Genomic DNA, 1,435 nt, shown 5'->3' on the forward strand with positions numbered 1-1,435 from the left:
GGGCCAGGTCGTCTCGCTGATAGGGGCTTCTGGGTCCGGCAAGACGACCTTCCTGCGATGCATCAACCTGCTGGAAGAGCACGATGGCGGCGAAATCCTGCTCGATGGCGATCCGATCGGCTACAAGCTGGCCGGAGAGACGCGCAAGCGCCTGAGCGAAACGAAGATCTCCGCCCAAAGAGCCCGAATGGGGATGGTCTTCCAGCAGTTCAACCTGTTCCCCCATCTGACGGCGGCCGAGAACGTGATGCTGGGCCTCGTCAAGGTGCAGGGCAAGCCAAAAGCGGAGGCGACGGACATCGCCAGCCACTGGCTCGGCCGCGTCGGCCTAGGCGAGCGCAAGGACCACTATCCCTATCAGCTCTCGGGAGGGCAGCAGCAGCGCGTCGCTATTGCGCGGGCGGTCGCGATGCAGCCCCGCCTTCTGCTCTTCGACGAAGTGACCTCGGCGCTGGACCCCGAACTCGTCGCCGAAGTTCTCGGTGTCATGCAGGCACTGGCGGAGGCAGGCATGACCATGTTGCTGGTCAGTCACGAAATGCTGTTCGTGCGTGAGGTCTCGCATCACGTGGTCTTTCTTGACCAAGGCCGCGTCGCGCAGGAAGGGCGGCCTGAAGATGTGTTCGATCATCCGGAAAACGAGCGCCTGCGCAGCTTCCTCGGGCGCTTTCACGGGTTATTCGGCCGCTGACATCACTAATAGTCGATGGYCGGATTAAAGATTTTCTGGTGCTGTCAAAAAAGGCGTCATGGACCGTACGGTTTATTGGGAACAACCGGCGCGCATTTCATCATGGCCTGGCCAGCCTGGACCGGAGGCCGTTGGCACAGCAGGTGCGGCGAACTGGCGGGCTCGAAGGTGCGAGCGCGGCGGCCGCCCGAGGGTGGGGTGCTGGGCGTCGTCACCTATCACAACCCGGCCTGCGGGACTTCCCGCAACGCGCTGGACTTTATTCGCAATGCGAGCGTCGAGCCGCACGTCATCGAGTGCCCGAAGACGCCGCCTACGCAGGYGCTGGTGAAGCTGCTGGGATGGTTTCTTGACCGGGCCGGGCGAACCGTCCGGGAAATCCTGCGCGAGGAGGGGACGCTTCTCGCAAACTCGGCCTCAGCGATCCGAACCTTTCCGACGATGCTCTGCTCGATGCGATCGAGGCACATCTCATCTTGATGTACCGCCCGCCGATCGTCGGCGGATTACCAACTGCATGAAGCGCCAACGCCTTCAATGGTATGTGCCGGCGATATGCTCAACGACTATCGCGTCGCGAGCTCCGGAATGTTCGCGAACCAGGCCGGCTATCCCAACATGCAGATATCGCGAGAAGCGACGCTTGAGCCGCGATCTGTGATTGAGCTTTAGAGAGCTCTGCCGGCCATTCCGCTTTCAGCGCAAAAATAGGGCCGGCGAGATCATCGCCGCACCCAATACGAT

1 protein-coding gene and 1 pseudogene are annotated in these 1,435 nt (G+C 61.9%); both read left to right on the forward strand.

Annotated features, from left to right (window positions below; all coding sequences use genetic code 11):
* On the forward strand, nt 1–691 hold a 691-nt coding region (locus AB4Y99_RS27580; protein ID WP_441525593.1), incomplete at its 5' end, for an amino acid ABC transporter ATP-binding protein.
* 201 nt (nt 692–892) lie between these two features.
* Nucleotides 893–1,191, forward strand: a pseudogene (locus AB4Y99_RS27585) (ArsC/Spx/MgsR family protein); the annotation flags it as partial.
* Nucleotides 1,192–1,435: the final 244 nt, after the last annotated feature.

The organism is Allobosea sp. TAB14 (assembly GCF_052113865.1).
Classification (GTDB): domain Bacteria; phylum Pseudomonadota; class Alphaproteobacteria; order Rhizobiales; family Beijerinckiaceae; genus Allobosea; species Allobosea spartocytisi.